The following is a 13,995-nucleotide window of genomic DNA, read 5'->3' on the forward strand; positions in this document are numbered from 1 at the left end:
TCCGCTCACACCGGGAAACCAGCCAAAGTGTGCGGTCGGCGGGCGGGCCGCGGCGCTCCAGGGCGGTGCGCTCACCGCCGGAACCGCGGCGGCCCGGCGGCCACGATGCCGCTCGCCCCGGGCCCGGTACCACGCCGAGTGTCCGCACCTGAGGGACGGGCGCAGAATGAAGAGAGCCGCTCTGGCGCCCGGAGGGCGGACGGGCCACCGCGCGCGGCGGGTGGAAGGACAAGCCGGTGCCATCAGATCGGCCGAGCGACCAGCAGGCTCGCGGTCCACTCTGGTCCGAGCCCGGTTCGCTGCTGGAGCATGTCGCCGTCGCCGTATTCGGCATCGATGACGCCAACCACATCTGCTACTGGGGCCCCGGCGCCGAGCAGCTCTTCGGCTACCGGGCCGCGGAGGCGCTGGCGAAGCCCGGTGCCCTCCTCTTCCCCGCCGCACCCGATGAGGGCCCCGACGCCTGCGCCCGCCTGGCCGAGCGCGGCCGGACCGAGGGCTACTGGCGTGGGCGGCTGCTCGCCGTGCATCTGGACGGTTCGGTCTTCGACTGCGGCTTCCGGGTCTTCCCGGTGGCCGGGGAGGCCGGGCATTCGGTGGTCATGGCCCTGGCCAGCCGCGGCGACGAACTGGACCGGGTGAAGACCAATCTCGCCTTCCTCGACGCGCTCTTCGAGACCTGCCCCATCGGCCTGGTCATGCTCGACGAGCAGCTGCGCTACGCCCACCTCAACCAGGGTCTGGCCGACATCAACGGGCTGCCCATCGAGGACCACCTGGGACGGTACGTCACCGAGATCATGATCACCGCGGACGGCGGCGAGTACGAGCGGATGCTGCGCGGCGTCGCCGAGGAGGGCAAGCCGATCGCGGGGGCGCGGGTCGGGATGCGCACCCGGGGCCACCCGGACCGGGACAAGGTGCTGTCGGTGAGCTTCTTCCCGCTTTCCCGGGCCGGGGGCACCCGCCCGGGAGTGGGCGGCCTGCTGGTGGATGTGACCGACCGGGAGCAGGCCATCGTGGAGGCGACCGCGACCCGTCAGCGGCTGGCGCTGCTGGACCAGGCGTCCACCCGGATCGGCACCACCCTGGACGTGAAGGTCACCGCCCAGGAGCTGGTCGACGCCGTGGTTCCGGTCTTCGCCGACGCGGCCGTCGTGGAGCTCGTGGAAGGGCTGGACGAGCGCGAGTCGTTCGACCCGGCGCTGCCGGTGATCACCCGCCGTCTCGCGCACGGCACCGTGCTGCCCCCTCCCGCGACGGAACTCGTCAGCGGGGTGGCGGGAGTGCACTACCCGCCGGGCTCCGCCATCCACCGGATGCTGCGCACCGGCCGTCCGATCGCGGTGCCGGTGAACCGGGAGTTCATGCTGCGGACCATGCTCGACGAAGCACGCGCCCAGGTGCTGGCCGACAGCGGTCTGACCTGTCTCCTCCTCGCCCCGCTCATCGCCCGGGGCACGGTGCAGGGCATCGCCATCTTCGGCCGGTCGGCGGCCCGCGCGACCTTCACCGAGCAGGACCTCAGCCTGGCCGCGGAGCTCGCCTCCCGGGCCGCGCTCTGCCTGGACAACGCCCGGCTGTACAGCCGCGAGCGGAACATCGCGCTCACCTTCCAACGCGCGCTGCTGCCCAGCTCCCTGGGGTCCTGCCCGTCCCTGCACCTCGCCCACCGCTATCTGCCCGGCAGCCACGTCACCGAGGTCGGCGGCGACTGGTACGACGTGGTCGACCTGCCCGACCAGCGAGTCGCCCTGGTCGTCGGCGATGTCATGGGCCACGGCGTCTCGGCCGCCGCGGCGATGGGCAGGCTGCGTATCACCGCCAAGGCACTGGCCCGCCACGACCAGGAACCGGAGGAGCTGCTCACCGAGCTCGACCAGTGCGCCCAGGAGGCGGGCATCGAACTCGCCACCTGCCTCTACATCCGCTACGACCCCGTCACCGGACGCACCCGGATGGCCAGCGCGGGCCATCCCCCGCCGCTCCTCCGCTACCCCGACGGACGGACCGAGGTCGTCGACGAGGTGCTGGGGGTGCCCCTTGGCGTCGGCGGCTGTCCCTTCGGCTCGACGGAGCTCGACCTGCCCGACGACACCACCCTCGTCCTCTACACCGACGGTCTGATCGAGGCCCGGGACCACGACATCGACGAGGGGCTGACGGCGCTGCGCAGCGAACTGCACCGGCTCCCCGACTCATTGGAAGCCGCCGCGGACCACATCCTCGCCCGCCTCGTACCGAGTTCCCCGGCCGATGACACCGTCCTGCTGCTCGCCCGGGTCCACCGCGTACGGCTGTGAGGACGCGACCTCGCCGGCACCGACGGGCCGGCTTCCCTCAGGGGCATCCCGGCGCGGCGACGCGCGCGGAGACGCACGGGTCCTCGTTGCGGTACCCGAGGCGGGTGTAGAGCCGTTCGGCGGGGGAGTTGTCGGCGAGCTGCCACAGTGTGCAGAACCCGTGCCGGCGTACGGCGTACCGGGTCAGCCACGAGGTCAGCGCCGCGCCGAGACCCTGGCCGCGCAGCCGCGCGTCCGTCGCGACCGACGCCATCAGCGGGGCCCCGCTGTCCCGCAGGCTGCTCAGGGCGCCGCAGGCCACCAGCCGTCCGTCGGGGTCGCGGATACCGGTCCACAGGCTGACGCCGGAGGAGCCGGGGCCGGTCGAATGGGCGGGGCTGTGCTCGTTGAGGAAGGCGAGCAGTTCCTCGTGGTGCGTCTCGTCAAGCTCGATCACCCGCTCCTCGGCCCGGTGGAGGGGCGGTTCCTCCAGCGTCCACCGGAAGACCCACTCGACGACATCGGACACCGCCAGGTGCCGGCCGACCAGGGCATCGGTGCCCCGGGGCCCGGTGAACTCCCGTATGCCGTCGGGGAGTTCATGCGCAGCGCGGAGTACGAGCCCGGCGGCGGGAACCGCTTCGCCGACGCTCCACAGATGTCCGCGGGCGTCGTCGAGCCAGGCGGCGGCACCGTTGCCGGACCAGCTGATCCGGTCGGACGGGCGTCGTCGGGCAGCGCCGAAACGCAGCAGGGCGGCGCCGGCCTGGCGCTCCAGACCCTGCTGGAACAGGTCTGCGGTCCGGGGAGGAAGAGTCGTTGCCTGCATCGCTCTCTCGGGAAGGACGTAACGGGAGGGCGACGGCCCGGACACGCACAGGGCGCAGCCGGAACCGACCGTCTGGGGGGTGGGGGATTCCCGGCAGGGGCTGCGCAGGCGGCGCGCCCGGCTGACCGGGAGGCCCACTGTTGCACACCGCCCCTGGCCCGAGGCAAATCCGGGGCCCGGGCGCCGAATGCGTACCGGAAATTGCGGCGGCGGACACCGCGGACTGTCCCCGCCGACCCGCCCCGTTCACCCACCGACCGGCCCGTAAAGCGTGCCCGGGATCGCCTGCTCCACGGGGCGTGACCAGCGGGGATGCCGTTTTCCGGGCGCACGCTCCTGACCCGCCGGGACACCGCGGCAGGGGTGGTGTTGATCACGATGCGGGCCGGTGCGCTCCCTGCCCACGGCATCGGCGGCTCGTGACGCCGCGGGCGCGGACCGGAGCGACTGCGCGGCCCCCCTGATCCGGGGAACATGGAAGCACTGCGAGGTGTAGTGGGTACGGGCCGCAGCCCGAAGCCGGCGGGACCGCATGCCGCGCTCACAGGCGGAGGAGGTGCCTGGGATGGGTACAGCAGGCCCCTTCGGCCCGGCGGGCGACCAGCCGCCTCCCGGGGTGCCGCAGCGGAGCGGGCTGCTGGATCTGCTCAGCGTCGCGGCGGTGCTGCTCGACGGCGAGGGCCGGATCGTGCTGTGGAGCCCGCAGGCCGAGAAGCTCTTCGGCTACACCGCGCAGGAGGCGCTGGGCCGGTTCGCGGGGCGGCTGCTGGTCCATGAGCAGGACCTGGACCTGGTGATCAGGCTGTTCACCGAGGTGATGGCGACCGGCGAGAGCTGGGCCGGCGCTTTCCCCGTCCGGCACAAGGACGGCAGCTCCCGGCTCGTCGAGTTCCGCAATATGCGGCTGCTGGACGACCGGGGTGACTTCTACGCGCTGGGCATCGCCACGGACGAGGAGATCCTGCGCCAGGTGGAACGCGATGTGGCGCTGTCCACGCGGCTGGTCTCGCAGTCCCCGATCGGGCTGGCCGTCCTGGACACCGAGCTGCGCTATCTCGCCGTGAACCCGGCGCTGGAGCGGATGAACGGGGTGCCCGCCGAGGAGCACATCGGCCGGTCGGTACGGGAGGTGCTGCCGTTCCTGGAGACCGACGCCATCGAGGCCGCCTTGCAGCAGGTCCTGGCGTCCGGCACGCCGCTGGTCGACGAGTACACCGTGGGCCGCACCCCCGCCGACCCCGACAACGATCACGCCTGGTCGGTCTCCTACTACCGGCTGGAGGACCCGGGCGGGCGGGTGCTCGGGGTGGCCGCGCTCGCCGTGGACATCACCGACCGGCACCGCGCGGCCACCGAGGCGGCCCGCGCCCGCCGCCGCCTGGCCATGATCGCCGACGGTACCGCCCGGATCGGCACCACTCTGGAGGTGGAGCAGACCGCCCGCGAGCTGGCCGAGGTCGCCGTTCCCGAGCTCGCCGACGTAGCGGCGGTGGACATCCTGGATTCCGTCCTGGAAGGCCGCCCGCCCCAGACACCCGGCGCCCGTCATGCGCTCTTCCGGGCCCTCGCGGTCAAGGCCGCCTACCCCACGGAGGCGGTCCGCGCCGCCGATCCTCCCGGCCACCTCACCAGCTACGGAGCCGACCGGCTGGCCACCCGGTGTGTGCGTACCGGCCGTCCCATCCTGATACCCCACGTCGAGGAGCGGGACCTGGCCCGTATCGCCCGTGACCCCGAGGCCGCCGCCCTGCTGGCCCGGGCCGGTATCCACACGTATCTCACGATGCCGCTGATCGCCCGCGGCGAGGTACTCGGCACCCTGGGCCTCACCCGCGCCCGTAACCCGCTGCCGTTCGACGAGGACGACCTCGCGCTGGCCGCCGAACTGGCCGAGCGCGCCGCGGTGTGCATCGACAACGCCCGCCTGTACCAAGGCCAGCGCAACGCCGCCATCACCCTCCAGCGGAGCCTGCTCCCCGACCGGCCGCCGCACCGGAAGGGCCTGGAGATCGCCACCCGCTACCAGCCCGCCGGCACGACCAGCGAAGTCGGCGGCGACTGGTTCGACGTGGTCCCCCTCGGGGCGGACAAGACCGCCCTCGTCGTGGGCGATGTGATGGGCAGCGGCATCGACGCCGCCACCACCATGGGACGCCTGCGCACCGCCACCTCCACCCTGGCCGACCTCGACATCCCGCCGACCGAGGTGCTGCGGCACATCGACAAGATCACCGCAGATCTGGACCAGTACGCCACCTGCGCCTACGCCGTCTACGACCCGCACCACGCGGCATGCCACATCGCCGTCGCCGGGCATCTGCCGCCGGTACTGATGCGCACGGGCCGGTCACCGGAGCTGCTCGACCTGCCCATCGGCGTACCTCTAGGGGTCGGCGGAGTGCCCTTCGAAGAAGCCACCTTCCCCCTGCGCCCCGGCGACCAGCTGGTCCTCTACACCGACGGTCTGGTCGAGACCCGCCACGACCCCATCGACGAGCGCCTGGCGCTCCTGCTCCGTCTTCTCGACCGCCCGGACCGCACACTGGAGGACACCTGCGACCGCCTCCTCGACGCACTGCGCGACCCGGACGACCCGGATGACGTCGCCCTCCTCATCGCGCGGGCCGGGGGCGAGGGACGGGGCACGTAGGGGCCGGCAGGAGAGGCGCCCTAGATGCGGCGGATCCGGGAAGCCAGCGCGTGCCCGATGCACACATAGACGACGGCGGGCAGCCCGTAATTCAGCACGGTCCGCAACCAGTCGGCATCCATGGTGAACAGATCGTGCGACCACCCGGCGAGCCAGCCGGCCGCAGCATGGACAAAGCTGACCAGGTCGTTGGCCCGGTTCGCGTCGAGGAGGGCGAACAGGATCCACAGACCGAGGATCAACGCCGTCAGATCCGCGAGGACGACGATGACCTTCGCTGCTTCGTTGTTGCGGTAACGAGCGCGTGTGGACATGCACAACGCGTTGCCGCTTTCGGCCGCTTGAAACGCGGCCGTGAGACGTCCGCCGCAAGCAGTCCGGTCGGACCAGGGCGGAGGGGCCCGCGAGTCGGTGACCGGCCCGGCAGGTCACAAGGTCACTCGGACGGCTCCTGGTCGGTGCGCGTCAGGCTCGCGATATGGGCGCGGTAGGCGGCGACTTCGGCCTCGGTGAGGGCCAGGCGGCCGGGGCCGGGCTGGTCGGCCGGGAGCTCGGTCGACTGGACCGCGGCCCGGTACATGGGGCCGGGCAGGTTCAGCAACAACTGGCCCTGTTCGGCGGTTTCGATCACCAGCCATGAGTCGGCCTTGTCGTCGTGGACATCGGTGACTCCGATGGTGCTGATGGCGGTCACGGTCAGAACCGGAGGTATTTCGCTCATGTCACCTCCCTATCAGCCGTCGCCGGACACGGCGAATCGCCACGGGGGTGGGTTCCCCAGAGGAGAGCCCACCCCCGCAGCACAGCAGGGAGCCGGCCGGCACCCGGTCACCGACCGTCGCGCCCGGCCCGGCCCGTCCTAGCGCAGGAGGTCGGCCAGGGCCCCGCCGCCGGTGTGCACACCGCCGGACGGCCGGTGGTGGTCCCGCTTGTGGTGGTCCCGCTTGTGGTGGTCACGCTTGTGGTGATCGCGCTTGTGGTGGTTCTTCTTGCGGTGGTCCTTCTTGTGATGGTCGCGCTTGTGGTGTCCGTGCTTGCACCTGTCGTGGTCGTGGTCGGAGCTGCTCGACGCGACATGGTCCGTCGTGTGGTCCTCGACCGTGGACGCGGCGGACGCGGCGGGTGCGGTGATCGCGAACATCGCGGTGATGACGGCTGAGGCGAACAGAGTGCGGGCAGTGCGCATGGACATGTTCCTTTCGGCCTGCTGCGAAGGGCGACACCCTGTCGGCCTTCTGCGGCGCAGTAGTGATATGACACGCAGCCAGTTGCATTGTCACGGCGCACCACTTGAGAGCACCGAATCCGGGCGAATAATTGAGCCTCCCGGGTGGCCCGGACGCGCCGCCGTTGCCGGTGGTCTGAGCAGCAAGGGCATGAGCATGACGGCCACGCCCACCCCGGGGCTTCCCAGTGACCGGCCGCCGGTGGAGTCATCGAATCAAGCCATATCGGAATTCGGCTGCGCAATTAACCCGTCGACGCCTAAGAATTTGCCCTTTAAATGCGCGCATTCAGTCAGTGGAGCTTTGCAGCGGGATGAATGCTCCACGCCAGGAAAACCACATGCGCCGCAGCGCGAAACCGGAGACGCTGGTACGTCGTACTCCGAGGATCAAGGAGAAGGCATGGAACCCTGCGCAGAGTGCGGTGCGCCGAGGAACCCGCGATCTTGTGACGAGCTGTTCCAGTCATTGCTCGCGCTGGACCATGCGCGGCAGGCACCGTGGGGGCCGCTGCACGGCGTATCGGTCTCTTGCTTCCTGCTCCAACACCCCAGTCAGTTGCCCGCTGACGACGGCGCGATGGCCTGGGCGCTCCTGCACGCCTACCTCGAAGGCGGCCTCGACGAAGTGAACCAGCTCGTCGGTCGGGCTCGTCGCGGCAATTCCCACCGTGCGAAGGGCAAGCCCTCACCCGACGTCCGGCACACGGCCCCGCCGCACCGGGACGCGCCGCCCTCCCGCTTCTCCGTCACGATCCATGATGTCGCCGTCGACGGTTCGTTCCCCTCCGCGGAGTTCACGGAACGCGTCCAGGCTTGGGCCGCCGCGACGGTCGACGCGTGGAGCTAAGGGCTGTCCCGCCAGGGATTACGGGAGGAGCCCTTAGGGCTGTCCGGGCGGACGACGGGACGGTGCGGGCACGTCTAGAGCGTCTGCGGGGGGAACCGCTCGGTGCCCGCGATCAGCAGAGCGACGTCGTCCGGGTCGTCGGGACGCCGTAGTTCGCGGAGGAGGCGGTCGCAGGTTTCTTCCAGGGAGTGGTCGGGGGCGTCCAGCAGGCGGAGCAGGGTGTCGAGGCGTTCGTCGAGGGAGTGGTGGCGGGTTTCCACCAAGCCGTCGGTGTAGAGGACCAGTTGGTCGCCGGGGTCGAGGGCGAAGGTGATGGTCTCGAAGGGGACGCCGCCCACGCCGAGTGGGGTGCCCGTGGGCAGGTAGAGGAGCTCGGGGTGCTTGCCGCGGCGTACGAGGGCGGGCGGCAAATGGCCGGCGGTGGCGATATGGAACACCGCGCGGTGGGGGTCGTAGGTGGCGTACACGCAGGTGGCGATGTAGTGCTCCAGCCCCGAGGTGATCTTGTCGAGGTGCTGGAGGACCTGGGCGGGGTCGAGGTCGAGATCGGCGAACGCGCAGGTCGCGGTGCGCAGACGGCCCATGGTGGCGGCGGCGTCGATGCCGCTGCCCATGACGTCGCCCACGACGAGGCCGGTCTTGTCGCCGTCGAGCGGGAGGACGTCGTACCAGTCGCCGCCGATCTCGTAGGTGGCCTGCGCGGGCCGGTACCGGGAGGCGAGCTGGAGGCCGGGGCGGTGCGGTGGGTGGTCGGGGAGCAGACTGCGCTGAAGGGTCTCGGCGGCGTTGCGCACGCTCTGGTGCGAGCGGGCGTTGTCGATGCACACGGCGGCACGGGAGGCCAGTTCGGAGGCGAGGGCGAGGTCGTCCTCGTCGAAGGGGGGCGAATTGCGTGCGCGGATGAGGCCCAGGACGCCGAGGATATGGCCGCGGGCGGTGAGCGGGGCCAGCAGGTAGGAGTGCACCCCGGCGCGGGCCAGCAGGGTGGCGGCGTGGTCGTCGCGGGCGATGCGCGCCAGGTCGTCGGCGTCGGCGTGCGGGACGAGGATCGGGCGGCCGGTGCGCACGCACTGGGTGGCCAGGCGGTCCGTGTCGTACGCGGCGATATGGCCGGGTGGATCGGCGGCCTGGACGGCTTCGGTGGGGTAGGCGGCCTTCACCGCGAGGGCGCGGAAGAGCGCCGTGCCGTCGTCGGGGGTGGGGCGGTGCTCGTCCAGGACGGAGTCGAGGACATCGACCGTCACCACGTCGGCGAGCTCGGGCACGGTGACCTCGGCCAGCTCCCGGGCGGTCTGTCCCACCTCCAGCGTCGTCCCGATCCGGGCGGAGCCGTCGGCGATCAGGGCCAGCCGCTGGCGGGCCTCGGCGGCCTCCCTGGCTGCCTGATACCGGTCGGTGACATCCACCACCAGGTCGGCCACTCCGAGCACCCGCCCATGGGGGTCCTCCAGCCGGTACAGCGAGATCGACCAGGCGTGTTCGTGGTCCGGGTCGGAGGGGGTACGGCCGACGACCGTGGTCTGGTCGACCATGGGCGTTCCGGTCTTCAGCACCTCCCGCATCGCGGCCTCGGGCACCTCGAACTTCGCGGCGGTCATGATCTCGCGGTAGTGCCGCCCGAGGTGATCTTTCGCGGGTATGCCGTGCATCCGCTCCAGGGCGGGGTTGACGGCCACGTACCGCAGTTCGGTGTCGAGCATCGCCAGCCCGATGGGGGACTGGGAGATCAGCCGGGTGGACAGGGCGACATCCCGCTCCACCTCGCGGAGCGTCGAGGAGTCGGTGGCCAGCCCGAGGGCGTAGAAGTCGCCGCGGTCGTCCATCAGCCGCATGTTGCGCAGCTCCACCAGCCGTACGGTGCCGTCCTTGTGCCGGACGGGGAAGGTGCCGCTCCAGCTGCGGCCGGTCTCCATGACCCCGGCGAACCTCCCGATCACCAGGTCCCAGTGCTCTTGGTGGACGAGCAGGGGTGCGGCGTACCGCCCGAGCGCCTCCTCGGCGGTGTAGCCGTACAGGTCCTCGGCCTGCGGGCTCCACAGCACGATCCGCCCATCGGCGTCCAGCAGGACCGCGGCCACACCGAGGAGGTCCATCAGCCCGCTCGGCTGTGGCAGTACTCCCGCCGGCTTCCCGGTCTCGGCCGGACGCCCGTCGGCTGCGCTCACCCGGGCACTCCTTCCACCCGACGGACCACGTGGCCGGGCCCCTCGCTCCGGCCCGTGGCCTGTCCACCTCGCTGGCTGTGGCCCTCCCCTTCGCTGGTGAGTGCTGTGGCTTCCATGGTCCACCAGGACCGGCCGCCCGCCCACTCCGTCCCGCAGGGGCCCCGGCGCCACTTGGCCGGAAGCAACCTGACAGCACTTACATAAGCGCTGTTACGATCCGCGGATGGCCGAGGACCCCACGTTCGATCCCACCGAGCAGACCCTGTGGCGGCCGCTGCGACTGCTACAGGCAGCGATGGACGCGGACATCGCCCGGCTCTACACCGAGGAACGGATCACCGGGCTCAAGCCGAGCTTCGTCCTGGAGCTGCTCCGGCTCCACGCCCGCGGGCCGATGACCATCACCGCACTGGCCGAGTCGGTCGGCCGGACGCACTCCGCGCTCAGCCAGAAGGTGGCCGCGATGCGCGCGGCCGGCTGGGTGGAGACCGCGGCGGGCGACGACGCGCGCAGCAAGACGGTGACGCTCACGGACCGGGCCCGCGGCATCGTCGGACGGCTCGCCGCGGAGTGGCGCGCCACCGAGGCGGCCGTTGCCGAGATCGAGGCCGAGCTCCCCTATCCGCTGACCCGGGTCGTCGCCGATATCGAGCAGCTGCTCGCGCGCAAGAGCTTCCATGACCGGATCGCCGAGAAGCTCGCCGAGGACCCCGCATGGGAGTGAAGCACGCGCTGCTCGATGTGACCCCGCTGCGGCGGTCGGCACCGTTCCGGCGGCTGTGGCTCGGCCAGGCGCTCTCCCGGCTCGGCGGGCACATGACCCTGGTCACCGTGATGTTCCAGGTCTGGCAGACGACCCACAGCACCGTCTGGACCGGGGCCGTCGGCCTGGCCCAGGCCGTCCCCCTCATCGTGCTCGGCCTCTTCATCGGGTCGGTCGTCGACCGCGTGGACCGGCGGAAGTTCTACCTGATCATGACCACCGGCCAGGCCGGGTGCGTGCTGCTGCTCGCCCTGCAAGGGCTCGTCGGGCAGTTCCCGACGCCGGCGGTGCTGTTACTGGTCGCGGTGGAGTCCTGCTTCACGGCCGGCAGCGGACCGGTGTCCCGCACCTTCATTCCGCGTCTGCTGCCGGAGCAACAGCTCGCAGCCGGGCTGGCATTGAACCGGATCTCCTTCCAGGGCGCCATGCTGACGGGCCCGGCACTGGGCGGGCTGATCCTGGGCCGGCTGGGCGTCGGCGGCTGCTATCTGATCGACGCCCTCACCTTCGTCGCCGCGTTCTACGGGGCGTACGGCCTGCCACGGATGAGCCCCGGCGACGAGCCCGCGCGGCCCGGTCTGCGCGGTGTGGCGGACGGTCTGGCCTTCCTGGTCCGCACCCCCGTTATCCGCGGCGCGCTCCTCACGGACCTGGCCACCACCGTGCTGTCGATGCCGATCAGCCTGTTCCCCCAGGTCAACGCGGAACGCTTCGGCGACAACCCCCGCACGCTCGGCCTCTTCCTGACCGCCGTGGCCGCCGGCGGGGTCGTGGCGTCCCTCTTCGCCGGGAGCTTCACCCGCCGCTCCCGCCCCGGCCTCGTCATGCTCGGCGGCTCGGCCACCTGGGGCGCGGCCCTCGCCCTCTTCGGCCTGGCGGCCGACCCCTGGGCCGGCCTGGCCTTCCTGGTGCTGGCGGGTGCCGCCGACACGGTTTCCGTCGTCTCCCGAAGCACCCTCGTGCAGCTGCACACCCCCGACGAACTGCTCGGCCGGGTCAGCGCCGCAGAACAAATCGTCGGCCAGGCCGGCCCGGACCTCGGCAATCTGCGCGGCGGCCTCGTCGCGAACGCCACATCAGGCACGACGGCCCTGGTCAGCGGCGGTTTGTTGTGCATCGGCGCGGTGGTACTGGTCGGCTCGACCACACCGGGGCTGCGCTGGTTCTCCGCGCCGTCCGCGCGCGGGGCGGCGGCCGGTTAGGGGTGTCCTTCCAGCATCTCGGGCCGATGGTCGGCGCGAGATCATCCCGGTCAGCCGTTCTCCGTTGCCGGTTGCGGCTCCGGTTCCGGCGCCTTGCCGGGCCAGATGGTGGTGGTTACGGGCCAGACGAGACTGTAGACGAGGACCTTGGTGAGCGGGTTGAGCCAGACGAGCAGCGGAGCCCCTTTGTCGAGCGTGCCGACCAGCGCCACCAACCCAAAGATCATGCCGACACTGATCGCATAGGCCAGCAGGAACCTGAACCAGGACTTCCAGGCGTCGACGACGGCCGCGCGGCCGTGGAGTCTCGGCCGGGGCGGTGCGGCGCCCGCACCGAAGCGGCGGGCGAACTTCGCATCGGCCCAGCGGACGGTGCGGTGTCCGTAGACGACGGTGAGGCCGAGGTAGGCCGCCGACAGGCCGTGCCAGACGGTCGGTCCGGCGCCGTCCTGGATGCTGACGACGGTGGCTCCCAGGAGCACGACATCGATCAGCGGGACGCAGAGCAGCAGCCCACCACCGAGGGTCCGCCAGCCGGCGGCGTAGCGCGCAGCCAGCCCGCCGACCAGGAAGATCCAAAAAAGCACATCACAGGCGAGAATCAAGTAAAAGATGATGCTGCCCCCCTCTATGCACAATTCGATCATTATCGTTCGAGGGGACCGAGACCCGGCCTCCGGATCCAGCCAGTCCGGGGCGAGCCGCTCATGGGAGGCGACGCACCTTCCGGAGTCTGGTCACACCGGCGGGAGCGGGTGCGTAACGAGCACATCCAGCCCACAAGGCGTATATGTGAAGCCATCGGAATGACGCACATGGCGGTGCGGCACACCGTCCGCCGGTCGCCCCGCGTCGCGGGCGCGGTCCGGCAGCAGGAGATGCGCTGTGAATGGCCTGCAACCCACGCTGGCGAAGGTGCCCTGGATACTCGCGGCGCTGGCCCTCCTGGCCGGCGTTCTGCTGAACCTTTTCGCGCCCGAGCCGTATATGGGGCTCCCGCTGCTGGCCGCCGCACCGCTCGTCGCCGGGGCCACGCTCACGTTCCGCTCCGCGCTCGCCGTCGTGTGTGTCACCTGTGTGGTCTCGGTGGCTCTGGACATCGAGCGGGGGCGTCCGGCGACGCCGCTGTTGGTCGATCTGGCGGTGGTCGGCCTGATCGGCGTGCTGGCGCTCGGGGTGAACCGGCTCATTGTGCGGCAGGGCCGCGATCTGGCGCTGGCCAGGGATGTCGCGGAGGCGGTCCAGCGGGCGGTGCTGCCGGACCCGCCGAAGGAGGCCGGGCCGCTGGCCGTGGCTGCCGGGTATACCGCGGCGCAGGCCGAGGCGCGGATCGGCGGTGATTTCTACGCGGTGCAGGAGACGCCGTTCGGGGTACGGATGATCATCGGCGATGTGCGGGGCAAGGGCATCAAGGCCGTCGCCGCGGTGTCGGTGGCGCTCGGCGCGTTCCGTCAGGAAGCCGAATACGTTCCCAGCCTGAACACGCTGGGGCAGCGGTTGGACGAGGCGCTGGCCAGGGCGGCGGCCGGGAGCGGGCCGGTGATCTCCAGCGAGGGCTTCACCACCGCTGTGCTGGCCGAGGTCTCCGCCGACGGCGAGATGCTGAGCCTGGTGAACCGCGGGCATCCACCGCCGTATCTGGTGCACGGCGGTCAGCTCGTCCGGCTCGACCCGACCATCCCTCAGCTGCCCCTCGGCGTGGGGCTGGGCGACCTCACAGCGGCGGCCTCCGTACCGGTTGACGGGGTGCGACTGCCCCTGGGAGCCTCCCTGCTGCTGATCACGGACGGGGTCACCGAGGCGCGGGACAAGCGGGGCACCTTCTACGACCCGGTGTGCTCGGGGCGCCTGGGCCGGCGGTTCACGGACCCCGAGGCGCTGGTGGAGGCCGTGACCAAGGATGTCGGCCGCTGGACCGAAGGCGACCACGAGGACGACATGGCCATCCTGGCCGTCACCCGGCGCCACCTTCCCCACGACGCCTGATCAGAATGGGCCCGCTCAGGATGCGCGGGGCGGGGAGACGATG

General features: G+C 71.4%; 12 protein-coding genes. 6 read left to right on the plus strand and 6 right to left on the minus strand.

Features of this window, described 5'->3' with window-relative positions; all coding sequences use genetic code 11:
* Positions 1–236: 236 nt before the first annotated feature.
* Entirely contained in the window at positions 237–2,303 is a 2,067-nt protein-coding gene (locus TU31_RS11245; protein WP_042152890.1) for a SpoIIE family protein phosphatase, read from the plus strand.
* A 37-nt stretch (positions 2,304–2,340) separates the two neighbouring features.
* Here TU31_RS11245 and TU31_RS11250 read toward each other — a convergent pair whose 3' ends face one another.
* The gene (locus tag TU31_RS11250; RefSeq protein ID WP_042152893.1) at positions 2,341–3,111 is read right to left on the minus strand and encodes a GNAT family N-acetyltransferase; all 771 of its coding nucleotides are present in this window, start codon (positions 3,109–3,111) and stop codon (positions 2,341–2,343) included.
* A gap of 565 nt (positions 3,112–3,676) precedes the next feature.
* On the opposite strand from TU31_RS11250, the gene TU31_RS11255 reads away from it, so the two are divergent.
* Positions 3,677–5,761 (plus strand): SpoIIE family protein phosphatase, encoded by a 2,085-nt coding sequence (locus tag TU31_RS11255; protein ID WP_042152897.1) that lies wholly within the window; start codon positions 3,677–3,679, stop codon positions 5,759–5,761.
* A 20-nt stretch (positions 5,762–5,781) separates the two neighbouring features.
* Here the strand turns inward: TU31_RS11255 and TU31_RS11260 are convergent, their stop codons facing one another.
* The 3 genes from TU31_RS11260 to TU31_RS35865 all read right to left on the minus strand — a co-directional run bounded on the left by TU31_RS11260 (position 5,782) and on the right by TU31_RS35865 (position 6,947).
* The gene (locus TU31_RS11260; RefSeq protein WP_042152900.1) at positions 5,782–6,075 is read right to left on the minus strand and encodes a hypothetical protein; all 294 of its coding nucleotides are present in this window, start codon (positions 6,073–6,075) and stop codon (positions 5,782–5,784) included.
* 122 nt (positions 6,076–6,197) lie between these two features.
* Positions 6,198–6,482, minus strand: coding sequence for a hypothetical protein (locus TU31_RS11265; RefSeq protein WP_042152902.1), 285 nt, complete (start codon positions 6,480–6,482; stop codon positions 6,198–6,200).
* 138 nt (positions 6,483–6,620) lie between these two features.
* Positions 6,621–6,947 (minus strand): hypothetical protein, encoded by a 327-nt coding sequence (locus tag TU31_RS35865; RefSeq protein ID WP_052718889.1) that lies wholly within the window; start codon positions 6,945–6,947, stop codon positions 6,621–6,623.
* A gap of 442 nt (positions 6,948–7,389) precedes the next feature.
* On the opposite strand from TU31_RS35865, the gene TU31_RS11275 reads away from it, so the two are divergent.
* Positions 7,390–7,836 (plus strand): DUF5946 family protein, encoded by a 447-nt coding sequence (locus tag TU31_RS11275; RefSeq protein WP_042152904.1) that lies wholly within the window; start codon positions 7,390–7,392, stop codon positions 7,834–7,836.
* A 74-nt stretch (positions 7,837–7,910) separates the two neighbouring features.
* Here TU31_RS11275 and TU31_RS11280 read toward each other — a convergent pair whose 3' ends face one another.
* A complete protein-coding gene (locus TU31_RS11280) occupies positions 7,911–10,001 on the minus strand; it encodes a SpoIIE family protein phosphatase (RefSeq protein ID WP_042152907.1) in 2,091 nt (696 codons plus the stop codon).
* Between the two features lie 223 nt (positions 10,002–10,224).
* Between TU31_RS11280 and TU31_RS11285 the strand changes: the two genes are divergently transcribed.
* Together TU31_RS11285 and TU31_RS11290 are read left to right on the plus strand one after the other, a co-directional pair.
* Positions 10,225–10,725: a MarR family winged helix-turn-helix transcriptional regulator gene (locus TU31_RS11285; protein WP_042152910.1), complete on the plus strand. Its 501-nt coding sequence runs from the start codon at positions 10,225–10,227 to the stop codon at positions 10,723–10,725.
* Entirely contained in the window at positions 10,716–11,966 is a 1,251-nt protein-coding gene (locus tag TU31_RS11290; RefSeq protein ID WP_042152914.1) for an MFS transporter, read from the plus strand. Before TU31_RS11285 ends, TU31_RS11290 begins: the two co-directional genes overlap by 10 nt.
* 50 nt (positions 11,967–12,016) lie before the next feature.
* Here the strand turns inward: TU31_RS11290 and TU31_RS11295 are convergent, their stop codons facing one another.
* The gene (locus tag TU31_RS11295; protein WP_158894366.1) at positions 12,017–12,571 is read right to left on the minus strand and encodes a hypothetical protein; all 555 of its coding nucleotides are present in this window, start codon (positions 12,569–12,571) and stop codon (positions 12,017–12,019) included.
* 280 nt (positions 12,572–12,851) lie between these two features.
* On the opposite strand from TU31_RS11295, the gene TU31_RS11300 reads away from it, so the two are divergent.
* Positions 12,852–13,952, plus strand: a complete 1,101-nt coding sequence (locus TU31_RS11300; RefSeq protein WP_370682719.1) for a PP2C family protein-serine/threonine phosphatase — start codon at positions 12,852–12,854, stop codon at positions 13,950–13,952.
* Positions 13,953–13,995: the final 43 nt, after the last annotated feature.

This window comes from Streptomyces lydicamycinicus, assembly GCF_000829715.2.
Lineage (GTDB): Bacteria > Actinomycetota > Actinomycetes > Streptomycetales > Streptomycetaceae > Streptomyces > Streptomyces lydicamycinicus.

What these genes read in the sequence shown, in the direction of transcription:
- TU31_RS11290 (WP_042152914.1), top strand. Translation starts at nt 10,716, where the DNA reads ATGGGAGTGAAGCACGCGCTGCTCGATGTGACCCCGCTGCGGCGGTCG.
- TU31_RS11265 (WP_042152902.1), bottom strand. Translation starts at nt 6,482, where the DNA reads ATGAGCGAAATACCTCCGGTTCTGACCGTGACCGCCATCAGCACCATC.
- TU31_RS11250 (WP_042152893.1), bottom strand. Translation starts at nt 3,111, where the DNA reads ATGCAGGCAACGACTCTTCCTCCCCGGACCGCAGACCTGTTCCAGCAG.
- TU31_RS11275 (WP_042152904.1), top strand. Translation starts at nt 7,390, where the DNA reads ATGGAACCCTGCGCAGAGTGCGGTGCGCCGAGGAACCCGCGATCTTGT.
- TU31_RS11260 (WP_042152900.1), bottom strand. Translation starts at nt 6,075, where the DNA reads ATGTCCACACGCGCTCGTTACCGCAACAACGAAGCAGCGAAGGTCATC.
- TU31_RS11255 (WP_042152897.1), top strand. Translation starts at nt 3,677, where the DNA reads ATGGGTACAGCAGGCCCCTTCGGCCCGGCGGGCGACCAGCCGCCTCCC.
- TU31_RS11285 (WP_042152910.1), top strand. Translation starts at nt 10,225, where the DNA reads ATGGCCGAGGACCCCACGTTCGATCCCACCGAGCAGACCCTGTGGCGG.
- TU31_RS35865 (WP_052718889.1), bottom strand. Translation starts at nt 6,947, where the DNA reads ATGCGCACTGCCCGCACTCTGTTCGCCTCAGCCGTCATCACCGCGATG.